We start from the raw sequence: 23,155 nt of genomic DNA, 5'->3' as shown, positions 1-23,155 counted from the left end.
TAAATGAGCGTTCATCCCAGCGTCATAGGATGACCGGGTGGAGACGACGGCAGAAGAAACACTCTTGGGGCCGCTGCTCCTCGCACGCGGCACCATCGACCGTTCCTCGATCCTGCGCGGCGACGCGGCGTGGCTGAAGAGCGCCTGGGCCAGCCCGAGCTCCAGGGTCCTGGTCATCAACGACGGCCGCACGCTCGTACGGCGGGCCGGTGACGACGTCGAGGCGGTCCTGTTCACCACGGCCGAGGCGCCGGACGGCGAGCGCTACCTGCTGGGCGTCGAGGACGACGTCGCCTACTTCGCCGTGGCGGCCACGCTGCCGGAATCGGTCGGCGGCGACGCCAACAGGCGGGCCACCGTACCCCTGTCCGTCGCAGAGACCCCGGAGGGGCAGCCGTTCTCCGCGGGGCTGCGGCAGGTGGGCGGGCTGCTCGGCGACCGCGACGCGGGGCTGCTGGTGTACGCGGTGGCGCTGGAGGCCTGGCACACGACGCACGAGTTCTGCCCGCGGTGCGGGAGCCGTACGGAGGTGCAGGCCGGTGGGCACATCAGGGTGTGCCCCGAGGACCAGAGCCAGCACTTTCCGCGTGTCGACCCCGCGGTGATCATGCTCATCCGCGACGACCAGGACCGGTGCCTGCTCGCCCGCGGGCCGCAGTGGCCCGAGGGGCGGATGTCGATCCTGGCCGGGTTCGTGGAGCCCGGGGAGTCGTTGGAGCACGCGGTGATCAGGGAGGTGGCGGAGGAGGTCGGCGTGGTGGCCGTTGAACCCCGCTACCTGGGCAGCCAGCCGTGGCCGTTCCCGCGCAGCCTGATGCTGGGTTTCTTCGCGCGTGCGACCACCACGGAGTTGATCTGCGACAGCGAGGAGATCGCCGAAGCCCGGTGGTTCTCGCGCGAGGAACTGGTCGCGGCGATCGCGTCAGGCGAGCTCCGCCTCCCGCCCGCGGTCTCGATCGCGAGGCGATTGATAGAGACCTGGTATGGGGATCACCTGGTTGGTGACTGGTAGCCTGCGATTGAGTGATTTTCCTGACACGCTGGGTGACGGGGAGTGTAAATTCATGACCATGAACGACACACACGTCCAGGAGTTCGTGAATCTGGAGCGGCAGAAGCTCGCGATCCAGTTCGCCGCCGTCGAAGTACGCATCGACGACAAGATTCAGGCCCAAACCCAGAAGATCATCGAGGCGATCAGTGGAGCGGTGTCCATGGGGATCACCGACCTCAAGAGCGAGATGATCGACATACGCAACGAGCTGAAGGCCGACATTCACCGGCTCGAAGAGAAGATCGACGCCCATACGCACTAATTCGGGACCTGGACGATCCTAGCGCCCAGGTCCCCGCGCCCATCGTAAATCAGCCTCGGCGTACAGTGTGCGCCGAGGCTCTTTTACGCCTTCAAGATCTTCTTCACCTCGAGCACCGACGGATTGGTGCGGACGACCTTGCCCCTGGGGGTCTCGATGACCACCGTCGGCACCGTCTGGTTGCCGTTGTTGACGCTCATCACGAACTCTGCCGCACCAGGATTACGTTCGATGTCGATCTCGGTATAAGCGATGCCCTCCCGGCTCAGCTGCGACTTCAGTCGCTTGCAGGGGCCGCACCAGGTAGTGCTGTAGACCGTGAGCGCCATGTGGGGTCCTTTCCGCTGACAGGCGATCGTTGCAACAACGCGAGCAGCGTTCGTAATCCCGCAGCGCTGGAAACCTCAGCCGATCCGCTCAGCGATCCACTTCTGCACCCGCTCGGCTACTCCGGGCTCCCGGTACAGCGGCGCGCTGTGCTCCACCCCAGGCGCCGTGAAGATCGTCACCGGCACCCCGACCTGCCCCAGCATCTCCTTGAGCAACATGCTCTGCGCCGGAGGCACGAACTCGTCCTTGGAGTGCACCGCCAGCACCGGCACGTCGTGGCGGCTGGCGTGCCACGGCACCTCCATGCTCGCCCACACCCGCGAGCACGCCCCCTTGGGCTCGCACCCGCCGGCGAGCTGGATCGCGGCTTCGCGCAGCTTGCGCTGGTTGGGGTCGGCCGAGGCGGCCCCGTCCGAATACGCGCGCAGCGGCGAGATCACCGGCGAGATGCCCACGACGCCCTTGAGACCGGGCAGGTCGCCGTCGCCGTACGTGCCGACGGCCGCCGCGATGTGCCCACCGGCCGAGAACCCGACGACCACGTAGTTGTTGGGGTCGAACGACCAGCGCTCCGCCTGCTTGCGCGCTGACTGGATGGCGGCGAGCGCGTCGGTGCGCTGCGCGGGCCACGCCGCCTCGCCGGACAGCCGGTAGTTGATGGTGAAAACGGTGTATCCGAGCTCGGCGTAGCTGCGGGTGACCTCGGTCATGTACTTCTTGTCGCCGCTGCTCCACCAGCCGCCGTGGATCAGGAAGATCCCTGGGCGCTTCATGCCGTCCGCCGTCCAGGACACGTCCATCGCCTGGTGGCGCTGCTGGCCGTACTCGACGGTCTCGAACTCGATGCCGCCCATCCCGCTGACGGGGTCCTTGCCTGCGTGCGCCGTTCCTGGTGACAGCGCGACGGCAGCGAGTGCCAGCGCACCCGCGGATACCGCTCTTCGCACGGGCTTCCTTTCCCCCAAGCAGACGGTCGCGCCCCATTGTGGGGGAATTGACCTACTTTTTGCATCTCGAAGATGGTGAACAGATGACGGGCGGCATGTTGCCAGAATGGAGTCCTCCGTCGCCACCGGCTGGGAGGATTGACAGGTGAACCACAGCGAAGACGTCCTAACCGGGCTCGATCCCGAGCAACGCGAGGTGGCCGAGGCCGTACGCGGCCCGGTCTGCGTGCTCGCAGGTGCAGGCACGGGTAAGACGCGGGCGATCACCCATCGCATCGCCCACGCCGTGCGCAGCGGGGTGGTCGACGCCCAGGGTGTACTCGCTGTGACGTTCACCACACGGGCCGCAGGCGAGCTCAGGCAACGGCTGCGCCAGCTCGGCGCGCCAGGCGTGCAGGCGCGCACGTTCCACGCCGCCGCGCTGCGCCAGCTCACCTACTTCTGGCCGCGGGTGATCGGCGGCTCCGCGCCGTCGGTGATCGAGTCGAAGCTGCCGTTGCTGGCCGAGGCGGCCCAGCGGGTACGCAAGGTGGACAGGTCGGAGCTGCGCGACATCGCTGCCGAGGTCGAGTGGGCCAAGGTCACCCAGATCGGGCCGGAAGACTACGTCGGGGCCGCCGCCAAGTCGCACAGGACGCCGCCCATCCCGGCCGAGGAGGTGGCGCGCCTCTACGAGGCCTACGAGCAGATCAGGCGCGAGCGGCACCTCGTCGACTTTGAGACCATCCTCGAACTCACCGCGGCCGTGATGACCGAGCACAAGGAAGTGGCCTCGCAGGTCCGCGAGCAGTACCGCTACTTCGTCGTCGACGAGTACCAGGACGTCAACCCGCTGCAGAAGCTGCTGCTCGACACCTGGCTCGGCGGGCGCGACGACCTGTGCGTGGTCGGCGACCCCAACCAGACGATCTACTCCTTCACCGGCGCCACCCCGCGCTACCTCACCGGCTTCGCCGTCGAATACCCCAACGCCGCGGTGATCAAGCTGGTCCGCGACTACCGCTCCACGCCTCAGGTGGTCAACCTCGCCAACATGGCGCTGGCCAAGGGCAAGAGCCCGCACCGGCTCGAACTCATCGCCCAGCGCCCGGACGGCCCTGCCCCGGTCTTCGGCGAGTACGACGACGAACCGGCCGAGGCGGCGGGCGTGGCGCGGGCCGTACGCAAGCTCATGGACCAGGGCGTGCACAGCCGCGAGATCGCCGTGCTGTTCCGCGTCAACGCCCAGTCAGAGGCGTACGAGACGGCGTTCGGCAAGGCCGAGATCCCTTACGTCCTGCGCGGCGCCGAGCGCTTCTTCGAACGTCCAGAGGTACGGCAGGCCGTCGTGCTGCTGCGCGGGGCGGCGCGTTCAGCGGCGGGCGAACCGCTCGCCTCCGAGGTGCACCACATCCTGTCCGGCATCGGGCTGACCCCCAACCCGCCCGGCGGCGGCGGCAAGGCGCGCGAGAAGTGGGAGTCGCTCAAGGCGCTGGCCGACCTGGCCGAGGACGTCGCGGCCGACGGCGGCGACCTGCCCGCGTTCGTGGTGGAGCTGGAACGGCGGGCGGCCGAGCAGCACGCGCCGCCGGTCGAGGGCGTCACCCTCGCCTCCCTCCACGCCGCCAAGGGGCTGGAGTGGGACGCGGTCTTCCTCGTCGGGCTCACCGACGGGATGATGCCGATCATCTACGCGGAGACGCCCGACCAGATCGAGGAGGAGCGGCGGCTGCTGTATGTGGGGATCACCCGGGCTCGTGCGCATCTGGGCCTCTCGTGGGCGCTGGCCCGCGCTCCCGGCGGACGTAAGGGGCGCCGTCCCTCCCGCTTCCTCGACGGTCTCACGGGGCGTCCGGCGGGGTCCGTGCGGTCGGCGGCCGCTCCGGCGCGCGAACGGCGGCCGGTGGCCACGCCGATCAGCTGCCGGGTGTGTGCGAAGACGTTGGTGATGGCGGCGGAGCAGAAGCTGGGGCGGTGCTCGACCTGTCCTGCGGACTATGACGAGGGGTTGCTGGAGCGGCTCAAGGTCTGGCGTACGGCTACCGCCAAGGAGGGCAAGATCCCGCCTTACGTGGTGTTCACTGACGTCACTTTGCAGGCTATTGCGGAGCGGGCGCCGGTTTCTGAGCAGGAGCTGCTGTCTATTGCGGGGATCGGCAAGGTCAAACTCGACCGGTACGGCGAAGCCGTCCTCACCATCTGCCGCACCCCAAGCTGACCCCGGCGCCCCTTGTTGGGGGGTCATCTGCTTGGGGCTATCCGCCTTGGACCGCCCACCTCGCGTCATCCACCATCGGCCCGCCCTCTGCCGCCCCCTTCAGTGGCCCTCTGTCAGCCGGGCTTTGTGAATGCCCTGGCGCGTGCGTGACGCACCGTCGTTATGGCGGGGTCCACCTACGCGCGAGTGTTGCCGGAGAGGACGGAGGGCAGTGCGGCGGGCGGCCTTCTCCTGGCGCCAGCCGTACAACATGGGTGTTATCAAGCACACCAATGGGGTGTGTTGTTGTGGAAGGCTCCGGGTCCGGCACACTTGGGGGAACTAAGTGGATTGGGAGATCTGGTGAATGAAGCGCTGAAAGAGCTGCTTGATCTGCTCGACCTGGAGCAGATCGAGCTCGACATCTTCCGCGGCCGCAGCCCCGAGGAGCGCATCCAGCGCGTCTTCGGCGGTCAGGTGGCCGCGCAGGCGCTGGTCGCGGCGGGGCGCACGGTGCCTTCCGACCGCGACGTGCATTCGCTGCACGCGTACTTCATCAGGCCGGGCGACCCGTCCATCCCCATCGTCTTCAACGTCGAACGCGTCCGCGACGGACGTTCGTTCACCACCCGCCGCGTCGTCGCCATCCAGCACGGCAAGGCGATCTTCACGATGTCGGCGTCGTTCCACATCTTCGAGGACGGCATCGCCCACCAGTCGGCCGTGATGCCCGACGTGCCCGCGCCCGAGACGCTGCCCCGCTTCCAGGACCGCATGCTGGAGCTCGTCGGCGACGAGCCCGGCTGGCAGGAGTGGCTGACCCGCGAGCGCCCGATCGACGCGCGTTACGCCTCGCCGCTGACGTGGGAGGCCTACAAGGACCCGTCCCTGCGCAGCCCCGAGAACAACGTGTGGTTCCGCTGCGACGCCGCCCTGCCGGACGACCGGCTGCTCCACGTGGTGCTGGCCGCCTACGCCTCCGACTACACGCTCGTCGACACCGTCCTGCTGGCGCACGGTCTGTCCTGGGGCGCGCAGAACGTCATGGGTGCCTCCCTCGACCACGCCATGTGGTTCCACCGCCCGTTCAGAGCCGACGAGTGGGTGCTCTATGCTCAAGAGTCCCCCTGGTCGGGGGGCGCTCGCGGCCTTGCTCGCGGACAGATGTTCACCGCATCGGGAGATCTCGTGGTTTCCGTGGTGCAGGAGGCGATGATCCGCATCACGAAGTCGTGAAACTGCAGGTAGAAAATATGTTGCCCCTTCCCGGGTTCCCGGTTTAGGGTCATGGTCAAGCGAGTCGGACACTCCTGTCCGACGATCACAGAAGGAGGTGAGCCCCGGTGAGAATCCTGAACATGGAAGCCACGCAGTGGCTCACTTCCGCATGCCGGAGCTCGGTCCAGCACATCGCTGATGGGCCGATCCAGCTTCAGCGCCACAAGACTGCCCTGTATGTCCCCGCCGCCCGTATCGGTGGCGGCGCCTCTGTGGCAGTCGCCCAAGTCCCGACCCAGCCGACCACCAAGGGTGGACTGCGCGGTTCGCATCCCTGGAGGGATGAACCGGTCATAACCTGACCGGCAACATCAGCCTCCAGGCCGCGGATCCGCAGACAGGATCCGCGGCCTCTTTGTTTGCCCCGGTCTCCTAACACCCGCGAGGTTAAAGAACAAGATCAATCAGAAGGAGACGCAGATGGAGGCGAAGGCGATCATGGACCTGATCGACGAAGCCAAGATCCCCTGCCGTACCGACCCTGACCTGTGGTTCGCCGAGTCGCCGGAGGACGTCGAGTTCGCCAAGACGCTCTGCGGCGGGTGCCCGATCCAGAAGGCCTGCCTCGAGCGCGCGCTCGAGCGCGAGGAGCCCTGGGGTGTCTGGGGCGGCGAGCTCATCCTCCGGGGGACCGTCGTTCCCCGTAAGCGGCCCCGCGGGCGTCCCCGCAAGCACCCGGTCGCTGCCTGAAATTCCCGCACGCACCTCTTCTTCGAAAGAGAGACACATTCCGATGAGCACGATTCCCAGCAGGAGCTTTGAGATGCCGCATCTGTTCCAAGAACTGGTCAACGACCGAATACAAACCTTCCACCGCGAGGCGGAAGAGTATCGACTGGTGTCCCGCGTGATGCGCGTGCAGCGTGCGCGCAAGAGCGTAGAGCGAGCCAACGCTCGCCTGCAGCGCGCCCTCCAGTCCTGACGAGGAGGGGCCGCCCGGTCCAACCGCCGAGCGGCCCCTCCACCAGCACCACCCATTAGCAGGCGGCGCCCCACCGGGCCCTGCCGCCCAAAGGCGGCGCCGCCTTCCGACCTCACCTTGCTGGCGGCGCCGCCTTCCGGCCCTCTCCTTGCTTGGAGGCGCCGCCGCCCGTCGGCCTCGCCTCTGATCAGGCGGCCGTCCTCCCTCGGGCTCGCCCCTTCGGGGGTAACGCCGCCATAGGGGCACCGCATGGTAGGTGGTGCCGCCCGTCGCCCTTGCCCCTCACCGGCGGTGCCACCACCTCCCTAGTGGAGGCTTTTGAGCAATAGCAGGTCTGACGTAGAGGCACTCGGAACCGGTAGGACCGTTACCCGCCCGGCTCCGCGCCCCCGGACCTGATCCCCGCCGCCTCCCGCGGCACAACGAACCGGCCCGGTGCCCCCAACGCACCCGGCCGGTTCGTCGATTCCAGCCCGGTTACTCCGGGGTGGGCCCCTACGGCTGGGTGAACGTCTCACCCGAGGTGGGCGGCCACGGGTGGGCGAGCGTCACACTCGGGGTGGGCGGCCGCGGGTGGGCCAGCGTCGCACGCGGGGGATGCGCCTACGTGTGGGCGAGCGTGCACCTGGGGCGCGCGGCTACTGACGGCGTGTGTTCACGAAGCGTGCGTGTCGCACGAAGGGCGAGCGCTGCCTGGAGGGCGAGGTGTCCGGAAGGGCGAGCGGCGTGCCAAGGGGCAGCGGCGTCCGCGCGGAGGGGAAGTACGTGTGGAGAGTCAGGCGGCTCCACGGGGAGACCCGCACCCGCCCGAGCGGCGGGTCCACAGGGAGACCCGCACCCGCCCGAGTGGCGGCTCCGCGGGTGACGCTACCCGAGCGACGGCTCCACGGCTGACTCGCAACCCACCCGAGCGACGGTGACCCGCAACCCACCTGAGTGGCGGCTCCACGGGTGACCGGCAACCCACCCGAGCGGCGGCCCCTAACCCACCCGAGGCGGTACGTCAGGCGGGGTCTGGGGCGTCTTCCTCGTGGAAGCCCGGGACCCACCGGATCACCTCGTCACGGAACCGGGCCGTCGTGCCGAGCTGGCACAACACTCCCACCCCCGCCGCATGCACCCGATGGATCAACACGTAAGAAACCGGCAGGTTGAGCTGCCGCACCACGTTCGTGGGCCGCAGATCCGTCACGCTCGCCGCCTGCGCCTGCAGCCACTCCCGGCTGAACGTGAACTCCTCCACCGCCGTCGGCTCCACGTACGGCGCGAGGAACCCGCGCAACGCGTCCACGTCGACGTCGATGTGCGGCCGGATGAACCCCTCCGCCCGCAGCCCCTCCACCACCGTCTCCATGTCGCCATGGTTGAAGATCCTGGTCAGCTGCCCGAACACCTTCGGGTACCCGTCGGGCAGCCGGTTGACCGCCCCGAAGTCGAGCACCCCGAGCCGTCCGTCCGCGAGCATGCGGAAGTTGCCCGGATGCGGATCGGCGTGCAGCATCGCCACCCGCGCCGGCGAGGCGAACAGGAACCGTACGAACAGCAACCCAGCCCTGTCCCGCTCCTCCTTCGTCCCGTCGGAGATGATGCGCGACAGCGGCGTGCCGTCCATCCACTCGGTGACCAGCACCTGCTCGTTGGCCGCGATCACATCCGGCACGTGGAAGTCGGGATCGTCCTTGAACTCCAGCGCGAACGCGTGCTGCGCCTCGGCCTCGCGCAGGTAGTCGAGCTCCTCGGCGATCCGCTCGCGCAGCTCGCTGAGCACCGCCTTGATGTCCAGCCCGGGAAGCAGCACCCCGAACAGCTTGCCCAGCCGGGCGAGCTGGTTGAAGTCGCCGATCAGCGCCTTGCCCGCGCCCGGATACTGGATCTTGACAGCCACGGCCCTGCCGTCGTGCCAGACGGCCTTGTGCACCTGCCCGATCGAGGCGGCAGCCGTCGGGCTGTCGTCGAACTCGAGGAAGTTCTCCCGCCAGTCGTCGCCGAGCTGCTCGGTGAGCACCTTGTGCACGGTCGCCGCGGGCAGCGGGGGAGCGGAATCCTGCAGTTTGGTGAGCGTGGCCCGGTACGGCCCGGCGATCTCCGGCGGCAGCGCCGCCTCGAAGATCGACAGCGCCTGGCCGAGCTTCATCGCCCCGCCCTTGAGCTCGCCGAGCACCTTGAAGATCTGCTCCGCCGTACGCTGCTGGATCTCCTGGGCGACGAGCTCGGCTGACTTGCCGCCGATGCGCTTGCCCAGGCCCAGTGCGGTACGGCCGGCGAAACTGAGAGGGAGCGTGGCGAGTTTGGCGGAGCGCGTTACGGCGCGGCGTGGAAGGTCGCTCACCATGTTGCGCGGAATCTCGCCAGAGACGCCGCTCCCCCCTTTCGTGATCATCCCCCGGGCTCATCAGCCGTTTCCAGCCGACGTGACCATTGTTAGCGCATATGGATCGTTTCGCATACAACGACATTGCGGATGCACCGCCCACGACCGGCGCCTCCACCGCCAATCAGGGCATATGTCCATTGTGCCGTTGGTCACAACGTGCTCCCTGCCATCGAGATGAGCAAGCGCATGTCCGGTTGCGGCCGCCGCGACCAGGGCGGCGAGCATCGTGTCACAGGCGACCTCGCTCACCGGGTACCCGCCCAACCTCGCCGTGACCACGGGCCAGGCGGGGTCCCGGTCGCGGCGGGTGAGGTCGAGGCAGTGCAGACACGCGGTCTCGCCGGGGAGGACGAGGGGGCCGACGCACCCGTATCCCTCGGAGGCGGAGACGAGCAGGTGGGGGATGCGCATGGTGAGCAACTCGGTGACGAGCACGCCGTCGAGGGGACCGACGGGCGCGAGCACGACGAGGTCGGGGCGTTGGGAACCGTCGCTGAGATGGGTCCCACTCGTCCACGCGTTGACGGACGGCCCGGGTGTGTCCGGGAACTCGTCCACCCGGCGCCCTGACGTGGCATCCGGTCTCGGCCGACGACCCGGGGTGTGCCCGGCGGATGCGCCCGGAGAGGAGCCCCGCGCCTGCCTCGGCACGCGCGGGGCGGCGGCGGAGGGGCCTCCCGCGCCCGAAGCGACCACGTCCCGCGACGCGAGGGATGGGGCGGTGGGAACGGAGTCGGTTGGCCCGTGGCCCCTGGAGAGGGCGGCGGGAGTGTTGCGGATTGGCTCATGGACGGGGGAGACGACGGCCGGGGTGGGAGGGGCGCTGGGGGTGGTCGACGTGGAAACACCAGGGCCCCAAGCGGATGATGGCGGGGTGGTGATGCGGCGGGCCAGGGCGACCGCACCGTCCTGCCGGGGCAACCCCACGTCCCCCCACCCCAACCCCCCAGGCGTGAGGTCCTCCGCCCGAGCCAGCCCTCCATCCACCACGCAGATGTGCCCAACCCCGGAAGCCGCCAGCAACCCCACCACCTGCGCCCCCACCCGCCCAGCCCCATAGACCCGAACCCGCGCGTCCCGCCGCCGCCCCAACGCCGCCACCCCACCCCCGAAAACCGTCGAAGCCAGATCCAGCGCATCCAGGTCGGGACGCAACCGATCCCGCTCCACCAAGCTCACCCCGCACAAGGCACCAGGCGAAGCAGCAGCATCGTCAAGCACCCCCTGAACCGCCAGCCGGTCGAGCAACGACCGCGCCCCAGGCTCGTCCAGCCCGGCCAGCGCCGCGTGCTCCATCACCTGACGCAGATCACGCGTGCCGTCCAGGCTGTCGATCCACCGCCGCACCGGCGGGCTCAGGTCGGTCAGCAGCACGGCCTTCCCAGGCTGCACCCCGAACTGCAGGGTGCGTTCGTCACGGACGATCCGCCGGAGCGCGGGTTTCACACGGGGCCTCATGCCGGGCAAGATTTCCACGCTCCGACAAGATCGCACGCGGATTTCCCCCTGCCTGTGGATAACTTTCGCGCTGAGCGAGAGCCTGTGGATACGCTCTCCGGCATGAGCGAGCTCCTCCTAGACCGCGACCAGGACGGCATTGCCGTACTCACCCTGAACCTCCCCGAGCGCCGCAACTCCATGAGCGACCGGATGACCGAGCAATGGCGCCACACGATCGCCGAGCTCGCCGGGGACAAAGACCTCAGATGCGTCGTGATCACCGGCGCGGGAAGCGCGTTCTGCGCGGGCGGCGACCTCTCCTGGCTGGCGGAAAGGGGCGCGGAGGACGTCCCCGCCCTGCGCGACCGCATGCTCGCCTTCTACCGCACCTGGCTCGCCATCACCGACCTCGAGGTCCCGACCATCGCCGCCGTCAACGGCGCGGCCGTGGGCGCCGGTCTCTGCGTGGCCCTCGCCTGCGACCTCGCATACGCGGCAGAGGACGCGAAACTGCTCGCCCCCTTCACCACGCTCGGCCTCCACCCCGGTATGGCGGCCACCTATCTGCTCCCCAAGGCGATAGGCGCGCAGAAGGCCAAAGAACTCCTCTTCACCGGCAAGACCCTCACAGGTGAAGAAGCCGCCCGTGAAGGACTCATCAATCGGGCCTACCCCAAGGACGATCTCATCCCGGCAGTAATGGAGATCGCCCGAGCCATTGCAGCGAATGCCCCGATAGCCACCAGACTTACGAAGGTCGCGCTGAACCAGGGCCATCAGGACCTCGAATCCGCACTGCGCTGGGAATCGCTCGCACAGCCCGTGACCATGGCTTCTGCCGACATGATGGAGGGACTGGCCGCACATCGGGAAAGGCGCAGACCCAAATTCACCGGGTCTTAATCATCTGACCAGCGAAAACAGCGTGCACCCCCTGTGGAATTTCGCCAGTCTCGGCTACCGTGCATATGTGCCCCCCGAGACAGTCGAGGTCCGTCGAAGTTCTCGTCGCCGGCGTACGGTCTCCGCGTACCGCGACGGCGACAAGACGATCGTGCTCCTGCCCGCGTGGCTGAGCGGCGAAGACGCGGATGAATGGGTGAGCCGGATGCTCGAACGGCTGGCTGCCAAGGAACAACGCAGACGCCCTACGGACGAGGGCCTGCTGGAGCGAGCCAACGAGCTGTCGATGAAATATCTCGACGGCAGAGCGTCCCCGGCGAGCGTGCGCTGGGTGGACAACCAGCAACACCGATGGGGCTCGTGCACACCGGAGAACGGCACGATCCGGATCTCGACCCGCCTCAGGGGCCTGCCGGAATGGGTCATCAACTACGTGATCATCCATGAGCTCGTGCACCTGCTGGTGCCGAGCCACGGCCCCAAGTTCTGGGCTCTGGTCGAACAGTATCCCAAGGCGGACCGCGCCCGCGGCTTCCTCGAAGGATTCTCGGTCGCCGCCAACGGCTCCCCGGAGGAGTGTTGACGAGGATCGCCGCAGTCCTGGTACGGCAGAGCATGGCGAAAGCCGCGCCCGCCCACCTGGACCCGCAGACCTTCCTCGAAGCCATGGCCGAGGACACCTACGAGCTGGTCGCCGGCCTCGAACTCGTCACGCCGGTCCTGGTCACCAGCGTCCCCGGCCTGGAGGAGATCGTCTGGCCGGGCACCGACGTGATCCTCGTCGACGAGGGCGAGCCGCTCAGGGACATCTTCGGAAGACTGCCCGGAGACCAGGCCGTAGTGGTCAGCGGCGACGCCCCCGACCTGCCGCCCCTGCTGATCGGCAAGCTGTTCCGCGAGCTCGGCCGCGCGCGCCTGACCGTCTGCCCCAGCGAGTACGGCGGAGCCGTGGCGATCGCCGCCGACCTGCCCCTGGACGGCTGGGCGCGCCCCGACCTCGACGACGAGGACCCCGTGGCGGCCCTGAGAGCCCAGGCCCCTGGCCCGCGCATGGTCGCCGTCGGCCCCGGCTGGCACCGCCTGCGCACGCCGGACGACGTGGCCAGGCTCGACCCCGGCCTCGAAGGGTGGGACAACCTCAGAGCGGCACTGTGAGCTCGGCGAACACCGCCCGGTGATCCGTACCAGGGACGGTGTGGACGCTCACCGCGCGCACCCCGGCCCGCTGGTCGACGAGCACGTGGTCGATCGTGATGATCGGCGGTACGCGCTTGTTGGCAGGCCAGGTCGGGATGAGCCCGGCGCCGACCGTGTCGGCGGCGTCCTTGTAGCCGCGCGAGAGCAGTTGTCGCAGCTCGGCGTGGTCGAGGCTGGCGTTGAAGTCGCCTGCCAGCACCCTGACCGTGTCGGGCGAGGCGGCGGGGAACGCCTCCAGCGCCTCGCGCCACTCGCGCACCTGCGCGCCCAGGGGCGGATAGGGGTGCACGTCGATGATCTCGATCGGTTTGCCGCCGGGCAGGGAGAGCATCGCACCGGGCATCTTGTGCCCGGCCACCGGCATGACGTCCCAGAGCGGTTTGAGCGGGTACTTGGCGAACAGCCCGCTGCCACCGGCGCTCCACTCGTCCTGGAGCACCCGGTGCGGCATCAGGTCACGCAGTCCCGCTTCGTCCAGGTTGGCGACCGCTCCAGGCGTCAGCTCCTGCGTACTGAGCACATCGGGCTGATATTTCCGGACCAGGTCGACGATGCTGTCCGCGTCCGCCCTGCCGAACAGCATGTTGATCGTCAGCACCTTGAGCGGCCGCCCAGGAGTCGCCTCCGCGCTCCCCATCGCGCGGGGCAACACCGTGAAGGCGAAGGCCGTCGTGGTGATCGCCGCCACGGCGGTAGCCGTACGGTTGCGCGAAACGGCCGCGACCAGCAGCGGGAGCAGCGAACCAGCAGCGATGTACGGCGTGGCCGTCATGAACTGCGTCGTGAGCGAACCGCGTTCCAGCCCGGCCACCCGGGCCACGGCCCAGGCGGCGAAGGGGGTGACGGCGAGCCAGGTCAGCGTCCTCCGCGGAAATCTCCGCCGCTTACGCGCAGGCGTCACGATCGTGCCACCGACAGAGATGTCCACTCATGCCCCCTTGGAACGACCCAAAGAGACTCTAGCCAAACGCGGATGAACGCGAGATAGCAACGCGCGCCCGCGCCTGGCCAGCCGCCGCGTGGCCTCGTCCGACAGCTCGGGGATCTCGTCCACCGGGAACCACCGCAGATCCAGCGACTCCTCGCTGATCATCTCCTGAGCGTCGACCGGCGCCACGGCCGCGTACTCGACATCGAGATGCCAGGAACGCGGAGGATGGCACCACACCTCGTGCCGATCCAGCGCCAGCGGCCCGGGAAGCAGCTGCAATCCCGAAATGCCCGACTCCTCGGCGGCCTCGCGCAGCGCGACGCCGTCCAGCGTGAGGTCGGACGGCTCGCAGTGGCCGCCCATCGGCAGCCACATCCCGGCCTTGGGATGCAGCGTGAGCAGCACCTGGGCGCCGTCGTGCGACAACACCGCCGTGGTGGCGGTCAGATGCCCCGGGACACACTCCCGGAGCATCGCGTCGTCATATTTCCGGACGTGGGCGAGGAACTCCTCGCGCAGCGCCTCCTCCTCAGGAGTCGGCGCCGACCAACCGGACAGAACGGCCGCAGCGTCGTCGCGAAGCGTCACTCTTCGGGCTTCTCATCCAGGGCGGAAAGGTCCAGCTCAGCCTCACCGGTCACGAACCCGGCAGGATCGTCCAGATCCTCGGCGGTCGGCATGAGGTCGGGGTGACCCCACACCTCGTCACGGCCGTCGATGCCGCGGTGCTCGCCCAGCGCCGTCCACAGTGCGGCCGCCTCGCGCAGGCGGCGAGGCCGCAGCTCCAGGCCGACGAGCGCGCCGAACGTCACCTCGGCGGGGCCGCCGGTCGCGCGGCGCCGCCGTACCGTCTCGGCCAGGGCCGCCACGGAGGTCAGCTTGCCGCCGGCAGCGGCGTCCACCACGGTGGCCACCCAGCCCTCGACCAGCGCCAGCGCCGTCTCCAGCCGCGCGAGCGCCGCCTTCTGCCGCTCGGTCTCCTCCGGCTTGAGCAGGGCGCCGCCGCTCAGCGCCTCCTGCAGTGCCTCGGGGTTGTTGATGTCGAGACCGCGCATCTGCTCCTCGAGCGCGGAGGTGTCGACCGTTATGCCCTTGGCGTACTCCTCGACCGCGCCCAGCAGGTGCGCGCGCAACCACGGCACGTGCTGGAAGAGCCGCTGGTGGGCGGCCTCGCGCAGGGCGAGGTAGAGCCTGATCTCGTCGGCGGGCAGTTCAAGCCCGGAGCTGAACGACGCGATGCCGCCGGGAAGCAGCGCGGCCGTGTCCGACAGCGGCAGGCCGATGTCGGTAGTGCCGACGACCTCGCGGGCGAGCGAGCCGATGGCCTGGCCGATCTGCTGGCCGACCATCATGCCGCCCATCTGCTTCAGCATGCCCATCAGCGGCCCGGCCATCTGCTGGGCCTCAGGGGGCAGGCCTGCGCCGCCGAGCGCGCCTCCCATGGTCTCGACCATGCGGGCCGCGATGGGTTCCGTCAATTTCTGCCAGACCGGGACCGTGTTCTCGATCCACTCCGACCGGCTCCAAGCCTCAGGGGCAGACACACCGCTCGGAAGCGCCGTCGCCTCGTTCAGCCACAGGTCAGCCAGCTGGAGAGCGTCCACGATCTGGCGGCGCTCGCCTTCCATCACGCTCGGGTCGCCCTCGGCGACCACCGCGTGACGGGCGATGTTCTTGGCCATGTCCCAGTTGACAGGGCCGGAGCCCTGCGGCGCCGACAACATGTCGGCGAACTGGCGCATCGCCTGAGCCATCTGCTCAGGGTTGCCGAACATGGCGAACGGGTTCTCATTAGGGTCGTTTTCACGACCTGGCAGGTCAGTCACCGCTCCGCCTCGTGCAGGATAGGGAGGAGTCCACATCCGCCACGTTAGTCGTCCTACGGCGGATCAGTGCAAAGTGAGGACCTGGTGCCTACCTCGAAACGCCCGCGCCAACCCGTCGTCGCCATCACCGGCGCGGCCTCAGGCCTAGGCAGAGAACTGCTCGCCAGGCTCGCCGTATCAGCGGATTTCCGCCGAGTGGTGGCCATCGACGAGCAGCGTGGCGACGTTCAGGACGTCACCTGGCGGGTGATCGACGTCCGAGATCCGCTCTTGGCGAACCGGATCTCCGACATCGACGTCCTGGTGCACCTCGCCGGTGACTACGCCCTCGACTCCGACCCCTCGGAGCGCCGCGCCTACAACCTGCGCGCCGCCCAGACCGTCCTGACCGCGAGCGCGGCCGCGCGCGTGCGCCGCGTCGTCCTCGTGACCAGCGCGATGGTCTACGGCGCAACCCCGGACAACCCGGTGCCCCTGGCCGAGGACGCGGACGTGGCGGCGGAGCCGGACAGCGGCATGGTCGGCGACTACCTGGAGATCGAGGCCCTGGCCCGCAGGTCGCTGCGCAGCCACCCAGGTCTGGAGCTCACGGTCGTACGGCCGGCGGCCATCGTCGGCCCCGGCATCGACACCGTCGTCACCAGGCACTTCGAGGCGCCCAGGCTGCTCACCGTCAAGGGCTGCTCGCCCCGCTGGCAGTTCTGCCACGTCGACGACCTGGTCTCGGCGCTGGAACTGGCCGCCCGCGGCGCGGTCACCGGCGTCGTGGCCGTGGGCAGCGACGGCTGGCTGGAGCAGGAGCAGGTCGAGGAGCTGTCCGGAATCAGGCGCTTCGAGCTCCCCGCAGGACTGACCTTCGGTACGGCACAGCGGCTCCATCGCCTCGGGATCACCCCAGCCCCGGCCACCGACCTGCACTACGTGGTCTACCCCTGGGTCGTCGAGTGCGCCGCCCTGCGCGAGGCGGGATGGAAGCCCGCCTGGACCAACGAGGCCGCGTTCGCCCAGCTCCTGGAGCTGCGCGAGGGCCGCACGATGGTCGTCGGCGCGCGGCTGCCGGTCAAGGAGGCCACGCTCACCGCGGCCGGCGCCACCGTCGCCGTCATCGGCACGGCGGCCGTCGTCAGGCAGATTCGCAAGAAGCGTAGGCTTTGACCGTGATTCGCTTGCTCGACATCCGTGACACCCCGCTCTCCGTCGACGAGGTGTTCAACGCCGTCGGCTCCCACGCGGCCGGCGGGACGACCTTGTTCGTGGGGACCGTACGTGAGCAGGACCACGGCAAGCCCGTGACCAAGCTGTCCTACTCCGCGCACCCTTCAGCTCTCGACGAACTCCGCGCGGTCGCGGAGAAGGTTGCGGCAGACTTCCCGGTGACCGCGCTGGCGGCCGTGCACCGGGTGGGCGACCTGGAGCTGGGCGACATCGCGGTCATCGTCGCCGTGGCCTGCCCGCACCGGGGTGAGGCCTTCCAGGCGTCGCGCAGGCTCATCGACGATCTCAAGTCACAGGTTCCGATCTGGAAACATCAGGTGTTCGCCGACGGGTCGGCCGAGTGGGTCGGCGCCTGCGAATAAGCTCATCCCCATGTCGCGACGTGCGTTGACTCTCATGGTGGCGGGCTTCCTCGTGCTGGCACTCGGCGTCACCGGGGCCCTGATGAAGGTCCCGTACGTCGTGCTGAGCCCCGGCCCCACCGAGAACACGCTCGGCGACCACGACAAGAAGCCGGTCATCACGATCACCGGGCACGAGACGTTCCCGACGAGCGGCGCGCTGCGCCTGGTCACCGTCGCCTACAAGGGCGGGCCCGACAGCAGGATCGACCTGATGACCGCGCTGCGAGGCTGGGTCGACCCGACCGTGGCCGTGGTGCCCGAGGAGACGATCTTCCCCAAGAGCCAGACGCAGGAGCAGGTCGAGGAGCAGAACACCGCGGAGATGACCAACTCCCAGGACAGCGCGACGGCGGCGGCTCTGTCCGAGCTCAAGATCCCGTTCGGCTCCGTGGTGACCGTGGTGAGCGCGTCGAAGGGCATGCCGGCGGAGGGCAAGCTGCAGAAGGGCGACGAGATCAACAGCGTGGACGGCAAGCCCGTCCCCGACGTCGAGTCCGTCGCCCAGACCGTCAAGTCGCACAAGCCGGGCGACGAGCTGATCTTCAACATCACCCGGGCGGGCACGAAGCAGGACGTCGCGGTCAAGACCGTGGCAGGCCCAGCGGGCAAGAGCATGGTCGGCGTCACGATGCAGGCCAAGTACAAGTTCCCGTTCACCGTCAACATCAGCGTCGGCGACGTCGGCGGGCCGAGCGCCGGACTGATGTTCTCCCTGGGCATCGTGGACAAGCTGACCCCCGGCGAGATCACCGGCGGCAAGTCGATCGCCGGCACCGGCACCATCACCCCCGAGGGCCAGGTCGGCCCCATCGGCGGCATCGCGCAGAAGATGGTCGGCGCGCGCGACGCGGGCGCGACCGTGTTCCTCACCCCGGCCGACAACTGCGCGGAAGCGGTCAAGGCCGTACCCAGCGGGCTGCGTCTGGTCAAGGCCGACACCCTGCACGACGCCGTGTCGGCGCTTGACGCACTGCGTACCGGTAAGGGCGCCGTGCCCAATTGCCCGTCAAGCTGAAACTTCCGCGCACCGCCGTGCGTTAGCCGTACGGCTGGCAGAGCGGTGTAGGTTGCCAGACACGGACCGTTTGTTCATCACGACGAGGGGTTGGCCTTGAGCTTCCGGACCCCAGGAGCCGGTAGGGCGATGCGCTTGCCCCGCCGGCCGCGGCTGCTTCTACCCGTCGCGATCGCCCTGGTGGCGATCGTGGCTTTCTTCTTTCTGTTCGCCGGGATCTTCACCGATTACCTGTGGTTCGACGCCGTAGGGTTCACCTCGGTCTTCTCCGGCGTGCTGCTGACCGAGATCGCCCTGTTCGCCGTCGGCGCGCTGCTGATGGTGGGGATCGTCGGCGGCAACATGCTGCTCGCCTTCCGCATGCGGCCGATGTTCGGGCCCGCGATGTTCGGCGGCGGCAGCGGCGCCGACCGGTATCGGATGGCCCTCGACCCCCATCGCAAGCTGATCTTCATCGTCGGCATGGCGGTGCTCGCCCTCTTCTCCGGCTCGTCGTTCGCCGGGCAGTGGAAGACGTGGCTGCAGTTCGTCAACGGGGCCGACTTCGGCAAGGTCGACGACCTGTTCAAGTTCGACATCTCGTTCTTCGTCTTCGACTACCCGTTCATCAGGATGGTGCTGAACTTCCTGTTCACCGCGGTGATCATCTCGATCATCCTGGCGGCGATCACGCACTACCTGTACGGCGGGTTCCGCCTCCAGTCGCCCGGGGTGCACGCCTCCCGAGCCGCACGCGTCCACTTGTCGGTGCTGCTCGGCGTGTTCGTCCTGCTGAAGGCCATCGCGTACTGGATCGACCGCTTCGGGCTGGTCTTCTCCGACCGGGGCTTCGTCAACGGCGCCTCCTACACCGACGTCAACGCGGTGCTTCCGGCCAAGACCATCCTGGCGATCATCGCGCTGATCTGTGCCGCGCTGTTCTTCGCAGGAGTGGTACGGCCGGGCGGCATGCTGCCCGGCGTCTCCTTCGGCCTGCTCGTGCTCTCCGCGATCCTGATCGGCGGCGTCTACCCGGCGCTGGTGGAGCAGTTCCAGGTCAAGCCCAACCAGCAGGGCAAGGAGTCGCCGTACATCGCCAGGAACATCGAGGCGACCAGACAGGCGTACGGCATCGCCGACACCGAGGTGAAGGACTACGCGGCCGTCGCCGACCCGTCCCAGGCCAAGGCCGCGGAACGTGACGTCTCCGTGAACGGCGTGCGGTTGCTCGACCCCGCTCTCGTCGCCAAGACGTACGAGCAGACACAGCGCATCCGCGGCTTCTACGGCTTCCCCGACCAGCTCGACGTCGACCGGTACAAGGACGACAAGGGCGTCGAGCGCGACCACGTCGTCGGCGTACGTGAGCTCATCGGTCCGCCCACCGAGCAGAACAACTGGATCAACGAGCACCTCGTCTACACCCACGGCTACGGCTTCGTCGCGGCCCCGGGCAACGAGGTCGACCAGGGCGGGCTGCCCAACTACGACGCCAAGGACATGCCGGTCACCGGGCCGCTGGTCAACTCGACCAAGCTGAAGGAGTCGCGCGTCTACTTCGGCGAGCACCCGGCGGCGACCGAGTACGTCATCGCCGGCGGCAACCCGAAGACGCCGCAGGAGCTCGACTACCCGGAGAGCGGCGGCACCGGCCAGCAGAACACCACCTACACCGGCTCAGGCGGTGTCCCGGTGGGCTCGTTCTTCAACCGGCTGATCTACGCGGCCAAGTACGGCGAGAAGAACATCCTGCTCTCCGGCGACATCAACGACGCCTCGAAGATCCTCTACGTGCGCGACCCCAGGGAACGCATCGAGAAGGTCGCCCCCTTCCTCACCCTCGACGCCAACGCCTACCCGGCGATCGTCGACGGGCGGATCGTCTGGATCGTGGACGGCTACACCACGACCAACGACTATCCGTACTCCCAGAGCGAAAGCCTGGACGAGATGACGAAGGACAAGTCGACCAACACCCTCGCCGTCGCCCAGCAGCCCCGCGACAAGATCAACTACATGCGCAACTCGGTCAAGGCCACGGTCGACGCCTACGACGGCACCGTCACCCTGTACGGGTGGGACAACAACGACCCGCTGCTGAAGACCTGGTCCAAGGCGTTCCCCGGCACCATCAAGCCGGCGTCCGCCATGTCCCCTGACCTGCGCAACCACATCCGCTACCCGGAAGACCTGTTCAAGGTGCAGCGCTACACCCTGTCGCGCTACCACATCGAGGACGCCAACGCCTTCTACAGCGGCCAGGACTTCTGGAACGTCCCGAACGACCCGTCACAGGGCGACCAGTCGGTCAAGCAGCCGCCCTACTACCTGACGACCACGATGCCCGGCTCGCAGCCGACGTTCTCGCTGACCACCACGTTCGTCCCGCGCCAGGGGCCGAACCTGGCCGCCTTCATGGCGGTAGACGCGAAGGCCGGCGACGACTACGGCAAGCTCCGCATTCTGCGCATGCCGTCCAACACGGCCATTCCAGGACCGGGGCAGGCGCAGAACAACTTCCAGAACAAGTTCTCCGGCGAGCTCGGGCCACTCGGCCTGGGCCAGGCGAACGTCCGTTACGGAAACCTGCTCACGCTGCCTTACGCCAACGGCCTGATCTACATCGAACCCGTCTACGTGCAGACCAGGGCGGGCACCGGGCAGGAGCCGTACCCGATCCTGCGGCGCGTGCTGGTGGCGTTCGGCAACAAGGTGGGCAGTGGTGACACGCTCACGCAGGCGCTGGCGCAGGTGTTCGGCGAGAGCCAGGAGACGGTGATCCCGCCGGAGACCGGCAAGGACAACCCGGCGGCGACCGGCCAGGCCAAGGCGATCGCCGACGCCCAGAAGGCGTTCGACGACGCGCAGCGGGCGTTGCAGTCCAGCCCGCCGAACTGGGAGGAGTACGGCAAGGCGCAGAAGCGGCTGGAGGAGGCGCTGAAGGCGTTGGAGACGGCGGCCACCGCCCAACCCACCCCGACAGCCACCCCAACCCCAAGCGCCAGCCCATCTCCATCCACAAGCCCAACAGGCTGAGGGCGAGGCCCGGACCCTTCTTGGGGGTCCGGGCCTTTCTGTTTCTCTTGCCGAGAGCTCCCCTTGGCCGACATCATGGACAAACCTGGACAGGCGACGCGGTCGCTGGCCCTTGATTTGCGTGTGCTCCCATCGGCCGATAGTCTTTAGACACACACCGACGCGGGGTGGAGCAGTTCGGTAGCTCGCTGGGCTCATAACCCAGAGGTCGCAGGTTCAAATCCTGCCCCCGCTACCAGGCAAAACGGCCTTCCGGAGATACTCCGGAAGGCCGTTTTCATGTCTCCGGTAACCAGAATGGTAACCATCCGGCCGATTCATGGGAGTTGTGGACCGTCCACTCCGAAGATCAGCCGGGCGATTTTCTCCGCCGATTCCCGGTCCGTTCCGACGGTCGGATGGGTGTAGATGTCGAAGGTGTAGGACATGGAGGCGTGCCCGATCCGGTCTGCGAGGATCTTCGGATCCACCCCGGCGTCCAGCGACACCGTGGCGTAGGTGTGCCGCACGTCGTGCAACCGAATCCGCGGCACTCCCGCCCGATCGACCAGCCGGTTGAACCGGCGCGTGATGGTGTCGGGATGCACCGGCCGCCCGTCCGGATGACAGACCAGCAAGCCCGCGTCGCAGTAGTCCTTGCCGAACGCCTCGCGCTCGGCGTCGAGCATCTCCACATGCTTGGTGAGGAAGGCCACGGTGAAGGCGTCCAGCGAGAGCGTCCGGCGCCCGCTCTCGCTCTTGCCGTCGGACGCCACCGCATCGCCGCCCACCACAATGCGGGTGTCGCCCAGCTTCAGCGTCGCCGCGACCAAGTCGAGCAACTCCCGCTCCGCTCCAGCGGCCTCTGAGCGTCGCATGCCGGTGGTGGCGATCAGGACCCAGACGCCGGCGTCGCGGTCGGTGATGGCAACCTTCAGCCACGCCACCAGCTGCTCCGGCGTCCAGGTCTTGCCCCGGCGCCGCTTGCCGGAGCGGCTCTCGCGGGGGAGCCGGGCGTGCGCGGCGGGATTGAACTCGATGTAGCGCCACGCCACCGCGTCCCCGAGCGCGCGGTGCAGCATGCGGTGGACGTTCTTGACGGTCTTCGGTGCCAGCCCGGGGTTCGGCTCCTGGGGCACCCGGCCGCGGCGATAGCGGAGTACGGCGCTGCGGGCGGCGTAGATGCTCACCTTGCAGTGCCGGGAGATCTCCATGGGCTTAGGCTCGGCACCCGCCTTGCGACGGGTCGACCAGTACTCGTACATGGCGGTGTTGGTGTCCCGCTTCACCCGGCCCTTCGCGAGTAGGTGCTGGTACAGGGTGTTCAGCATGGGCACGCTGACGTCCTGCAGCTTGCGCTTGCCGATGATCGGCACCACGTAGGCGTTGGTGTAGTCGCAGTAGTTGACGTAGGTCGAGGGCTTCACCGAGTGCTCGTTGGACGTCAGCCACTCGGTGAAGAACTGCGCCACGGTGCGCTTGGAGGGCAACACCCGCTGTCCGCGCCCGTGGTCGTCCTTCGCCTTCACCGCGGCCGTCCACGCCTCCTCTCGCGTGGCGTAGCCGTGCCCGTACTCGAACTGCCGCTCTCCAGACAGCACGTCGCGGTCCAGCTCCAGGCGGTAGGACCACTTCTTGCCGCGCTGGTAGACGACGACGCCGGCGACCGGGTTGCCCGGGTCGTCCTTCTTGCTCACGCGGCCTGCCCTTCTGAGCCGTCCAGGAGGTAGCGGATCTTCGCGGTGACGATGTAGATGCGGCTGCCGAAGCGCTTCACCGGCAGCTCGCCGGCGTCGGCGTAGCGGTAGGCGGACGCGCGGCTGATCCCCAGGAGCTTGGCCGCTCGGGGGACGGTGAGGAGTGCGGGGAGGTCGTCGTGACTCACGG

General features: G+C 68.4%; 22 protein-coding genes and 1 tRNA gene. 14 read left to right on the top strand and 9 right to left on the bottom strand.

From position 1 onward, the window contains the following. Positions 1 to 37 precede the first annotated feature (37 nt). Together nudC and ACIBG8_RS47000 are read left to right on the top strand one after the other, a co-directional pair. Positions 38 to 1,012 (top strand): NAD(+) diphosphatase, encoded by a 975-nt coding sequence (gene nudC, locus ACIBG8_RS47005; protein WP_397349822.1) that lies wholly within the window; start codon positions 38 to 40, stop codon positions 1,010 to 1,012. Positions 1,013 to 1,070: 58 nt separating this feature from the next. Then, on the top strand, positions 1,071 to 1,316 hold the full coding sequence (locus ACIBG8_RS47000) for a hypothetical protein (protein WP_397349821.1): 246 nt from the start codon (positions 1,071 to 1,073) through the stop codon (positions 1,314 to 1,316). Positions 1,317 to 1,399: 83 nt separating this feature from the next. Here ACIBG8_RS47000 and ACIBG8_RS46995 read toward each other — a convergent pair whose 3' ends face one another. Both ACIBG8_RS46995 and ACIBG8_RS46990 read right to left on the bottom strand, forming a co-directional pair. After that, the gene (locus ACIBG8_RS46995) at positions 1,400 to 1,645 is read right to left on the bottom strand and encodes a mycoredoxin (RefSeq protein WP_397349820.1); all 246 of its coding nucleotides are present in this window, start codon (positions 1,643 to 1,645) and stop codon (positions 1,400 to 1,402) included. 75 nt (positions 1,646 to 1,720) lie between these two features. Continuing rightward, on the bottom strand, positions 1,721 to 2,593 hold the full coding sequence (locus ACIBG8_RS46990) for an alpha/beta hydrolase (RefSeq protein WP_397349819.1): 873 nt from the start codon (positions 2,591 to 2,593) through the stop codon (positions 1,721 to 1,723). Between the two features lie 145 nt (positions 2,594 to 2,738). Between ACIBG8_RS46990 and ACIBG8_RS46985 the strand changes: the two genes are divergently transcribed. From ACIBG8_RS46985 to ACIBG8_RS46970, 4 genes are all read left to right on the top strand, one after another. Continuing rightward, complete coding sequence (locus tag ACIBG8_RS46985) at positions 2,739 to 4,790, top strand: ATP-dependent DNA helicase UvrD2 (RefSeq protein WP_397349818.1); 2,052 nt, start codon at positions 2,739 to 2,741, stop codon at positions 4,788 to 4,790. A 342-nt stretch (positions 4,791 to 5,132) separates the two neighbouring features. Continuing rightward, positions 5,133 to 6,005, top strand: coding sequence for an acyl-CoA thioesterase II (tesB, locus tag ACIBG8_RS46980; protein WP_397349817.1), 873 nt, complete (start codon positions 5,133 to 5,135; stop codon positions 6,003 to 6,005). A gap of 462 nt (positions 6,006 to 6,467) precedes the next feature. Next, positions 6,468 to 6,737 carry a WhiB family transcriptional regulator gene (locus ACIBG8_RS46975; protein WP_397349816.1) on the top strand — a complete coding sequence of 90 codons (270 nt, stop codon included), beginning with the start codon at positions 6,468 to 6,470 and terminating at the stop codon, positions 6,735 to 6,737. A 43-nt stretch (positions 6,738 to 6,780) separates the two neighbouring features. Further along, entirely contained in the window at positions 6,781 to 6,969 is a 189-nt protein-coding gene (locus ACIBG8_RS46970) for a hypothetical protein (protein ID WP_397349815.1), read from the top strand. 1,003 nt (positions 6,970 to 7,972) lie between these two features. On the opposite strand, the gene ACIBG8_RS46965 is transcribed toward ACIBG8_RS46970, so the two are convergent. Further along, positions 7,973 to 9,298 (bottom strand): ABC1 kinase family protein, encoded by a 1,326-nt coding sequence (locus ACIBG8_RS46965; RefSeq protein ID WP_397350460.1) that lies wholly within the window; start codon positions 9,296 to 9,298, stop codon positions 7,973 to 7,975. 63 nt (positions 9,299 to 9,361) lie between these two features. Continuing rightward, positions 9,362 to 10,801 carry a thiamine biosynthesis protein ThiF gene (locus ACIBG8_RS46960; RefSeq protein WP_397349814.1) on the bottom strand — a complete coding sequence of 480 codons (1,440 nt, stop codon included), beginning with the start codon at positions 10,799 to 10,801 and terminating at the stop codon, positions 9,362 to 9,364. A 102-nt stretch (positions 10,802 to 10,903) separates the two neighbouring features. Here ACIBG8_RS46960 and ACIBG8_RS46955 point away from each other — a divergent pair, with 102 nt between their 5' ends. The 3 genes from ACIBG8_RS46955 (at position 10,904) to ACIBG8_RS46945 (ending at position 12,841) form a co-directional block, all read left to right on the top strand. Continuing rightward, complete coding sequence (locus ACIBG8_RS46955; RefSeq protein ID WP_397349813.1) at positions 10,904 to 11,686, top strand: enoyl-CoA hydratase/isomerase family protein; 783 nt, start codon at positions 10,904 to 10,906, stop codon at positions 11,684 to 11,686. 67 nt (positions 11,687 to 11,753) lie between these two features. Next, a complete protein-coding gene (locus ACIBG8_RS46950; RefSeq protein WP_397349812.1) occupies positions 11,754 to 12,269 on the top strand; it encodes a M48 family metallopeptidase in 516 nt (171 codons plus the stop codon). After that, a complete protein-coding gene (locus ACIBG8_RS46945; protein WP_397349811.1) occupies positions 12,263 to 12,841 on the top strand; it encodes a hypothetical protein in 579 nt (192 codons plus the stop codon). The genes ACIBG8_RS46950 and ACIBG8_RS46945 overlap by 7 nt, the downstream gene beginning before the upstream one ends. Here the strand turns inward: ACIBG8_RS46945 and ACIBG8_RS46940 are convergent. Genes ACIBG8_RS46940 through ACIBG8_RS46930 form a run of 3 tightly spaced genes read right to left on the bottom strand, consistent with a single transcriptional unit; the run spans position 12,825 to position 15,589 of the window. Next, the gene (locus tag ACIBG8_RS46940; protein ID WP_397349810.1) at positions 12,825 to 13,811 is read right to left on the bottom strand and encodes an endonuclease/exonuclease/phosphatase family protein; all 987 of its coding nucleotides are present in this window, start codon (positions 13,809 to 13,811) and stop codon (positions 12,825 to 12,827) included. The genes ACIBG8_RS46945 and ACIBG8_RS46940 overlap by 17 nt on opposite strands. Further along, the gene (locus tag ACIBG8_RS46935; RefSeq protein WP_397349809.1) at positions 13,812 to 14,402 is read right to left on the bottom strand and encodes an NUDIX hydrolase; all 591 of its coding nucleotides are present in this window, start codon (positions 14,400 to 14,402) and stop codon (positions 13,812 to 13,814) included. Then, entirely contained in the window at positions 14,399 to 15,589 is a 1,191-nt protein-coding gene (locus tag ACIBG8_RS46930) for a zinc-dependent metalloprotease (RefSeq protein ID WP_397349808.1), read from the bottom strand. The genes ACIBG8_RS46935 and ACIBG8_RS46930 overlap by 4 nt, the downstream gene beginning before the upstream one ends. Before the next feature lie 132 nt (positions 15,590 to 15,721). Between ACIBG8_RS46930 and ACIBG8_RS46925 the strand changes: the two genes are divergently transcribed. The 5 genes from ACIBG8_RS46925 to ACIBG8_RS46905 all read left to right on the top strand — a co-directional run bounded on the left by ACIBG8_RS46925 (position 15,722) and on the right by ACIBG8_RS46905 (position 21,527). Beyond that, positions 15,722 to 16,795: an NAD-dependent epimerase/dehydratase family protein gene (locus tag ACIBG8_RS46925; protein ID WP_397350459.1), complete on the top strand. Its 1,074-nt coding sequence runs from the start codon at positions 15,722 to 15,724 to the stop codon at positions 16,793 to 16,795. Continuing rightward, complete coding sequence (locus ACIBG8_RS46920; protein WP_397349807.1) at positions 16,792 to 17,217, top strand: molybdenum cofactor biosynthesis protein MoaE; 426 nt, start codon at positions 16,792 to 16,794, stop codon at positions 17,215 to 17,217. The genes ACIBG8_RS46925 and ACIBG8_RS46920 overlap by 4 nt, the downstream gene beginning before the upstream one ends. 10 nt (positions 17,218 to 17,227) lie before the next feature. Next, entirely contained in the window at positions 17,228 to 18,274 is a 1,047-nt protein-coding gene (locus ACIBG8_RS46915; protein WP_397349806.1) for a PDZ domain-containing protein, read from the top strand. A 129-nt stretch (positions 18,275 to 18,403) separates the two neighbouring features. Next, positions 18,404 to 21,289 (top strand): UPF0182 family protein, encoded by a 2,886-nt coding sequence (locus tag ACIBG8_RS46910; protein ID WP_397349805.1) that lies wholly within the window; start codon positions 18,404 to 18,406, stop codon positions 21,287 to 21,289. 161 nt (positions 21,290 to 21,450) lie between these two features. Then, positions 21,451 to 21,527, top strand: a tRNA-Met gene (locus ACIBG8_RS46905). Between the two features lie 79 nt (positions 21,528 to 21,606). Here the strand turns inward: ACIBG8_RS46905 and ACIBG8_RS46900 are convergent. Both ACIBG8_RS46900 and ACIBG8_RS46895 read right to left on the bottom strand, forming a co-directional pair. Then, entirely contained in the window at positions 21,607 to 22,965 is a 1,359-nt protein-coding gene (locus tag ACIBG8_RS46900) for a tyrosine-type recombinase/integrase (RefSeq protein WP_397349804.1), read from the bottom strand. Continuing rightward, positions 22,962 to 23,153, bottom strand: a complete 192-nt coding sequence (locus ACIBG8_RS46895) for a helix-turn-helix domain-containing protein (RefSeq protein ID WP_397349803.1) — start codon at positions 23,151 to 23,153, stop codon at positions 22,962 to 22,964. The genes ACIBG8_RS46900 and ACIBG8_RS46895 overlap by 4 nt, the downstream gene beginning before the upstream one ends. Between the last annotated feature and the right edge of the window lie 2 nt (positions 23,154 to 23,155).

Origin of the sequence: Nonomuraea sp. NPDC050556, from assembly GCF_044457355.1 — a bacterium.
Lineage (GTDB): Bacteria > Actinomycetota > Actinomycetes > Streptosporangiales > Streptosporangiaceae > Nonomuraea.
Note: the sequence above shows the minus strand (reverse complement) of the source record. Positions and strands in the feature narration are given on the sequence as shown.

Excerpts from the sequence above, each read along its gene's own strand:
- ACIBG8_RS47000 (WP_397349821.1), top strand. The coding sequence starts at position 1,071 with ATGAACGACACACACGTCCAGGAGTTCGTGAATCTGGAGCGGCAGAAG.
- ACIBG8_RS46995 (WP_397349820.1), bottom strand. The coding sequence starts at position 1,645 with ATGGCGCTCACGGTCTACAGCACTACCTGGTGCGGCCCCTGCAAGCGA.
- ACIBG8_RS46975 (WP_397349816.1), top strand. The coding sequence starts at position 6,468 with ATGGAGGCGAAGGCGATCATGGACCTGATCGACGAAGCCAAGATCCCC.
- ACIBG8_RS46970 (WP_397349815.1), top strand. The coding sequence starts at position 6,781 with ATGAGCACGATTCCCAGCAGGAGCTTTGAGATGCCGCATCTGTTCCAA.
- ACIBG8_RS46960 (WP_397349814.1), bottom strand. The coding sequence starts at position 10,801 with ATGAGGCCCCGTGTGAAACCCGCGCTCCGGCGGATCGTCCGTGACGAA.
- ACIBG8_RS46955 (WP_397349813.1), top strand. The coding sequence starts at position 10,904 with ATGAGCGAGCTCCTCCTAGACCGCGACCAGGACGGCATTGCCGTACTC.
- ACIBG8_RS46930 (WP_397349808.1), bottom strand. The coding sequence starts at position 15,589 with ATGTTCGGCAACCCTGAGCAGATGGCTCAGGCGATGCGCCAGTTCGCC.
- ACIBG8_RS46915 (WP_397349806.1), top strand. The coding sequence starts at position 17,228 with ATGTCGCGACGTGCGTTGACTCTCATGGTGGCGGGCTTCCTCGTGCTG.
- ACIBG8_RS46910 (WP_397349805.1), top strand. The coding sequence starts at position 18,404 with ATGCGCTTGCCCCGCCGGCCGCGGCTGCTTCTACCCGTCGCGATCGCC.